Annotated in this window: 1 pseudogene; it reads left to right on the top strand. The window is 71.2% G+C overall.

Annotated features, from left to right (window positions below):
• Nucleotides 1–77 precede the first annotated feature (77 nt).
• Nucleotides 78–386: pseudogene (locus I8N67_RS42045) on the top strand (VCBS repeat-containing protein); the annotation flags it as partial.

Raw genomic sequence — 386 nt, 5'->3', positions numbered from 1 at the left:
CGGAGGCGCGGGCAGCCGCCCAGAAGTCGGGGCAGAGTGTCGAGGTGACGGGTCTCCGGCAGGAGCGTCGCACCGTCGTGGCGAACAGCGACGGCACTTTCACTGCCCAGGAGTTCGCCGAGCCGGTGCGCACCTGGCAGGGCGGGAGGTGGGCGGACATCGACGAGTCTCTCGTCCGGCGCGCCGACGGCGCCTGGGGGCCGAAGGCCACCACGGTCGATGTCACCTTCTCCGCCGGTGGCGAAGGGCCGTTCGCTCGGATACGTGTCGCCGGGCGCGAACTCGCTCTGTCCTGGCCGGGCGGAGACCTGCCGAAGCCGGTGATCGACGGCGACTCGGCGACGTACGAGAGCGTGTTGCCCGATGTGGACCTGGTCGTGCAGGCA

It is taken from the genome of Streptomyces adelaidensis, assembly GCF_016598475.1.
GTDB classification, from domain to species: domain Bacteria; phylum Actinomycetota; class Actinomycetes; order Streptomycetales; family Streptomycetaceae; genus Streptomyces; species Streptomyces adelaidensis.
This window is presented reverse-complemented; position numbering and strand designations above follow the sequence as displayed.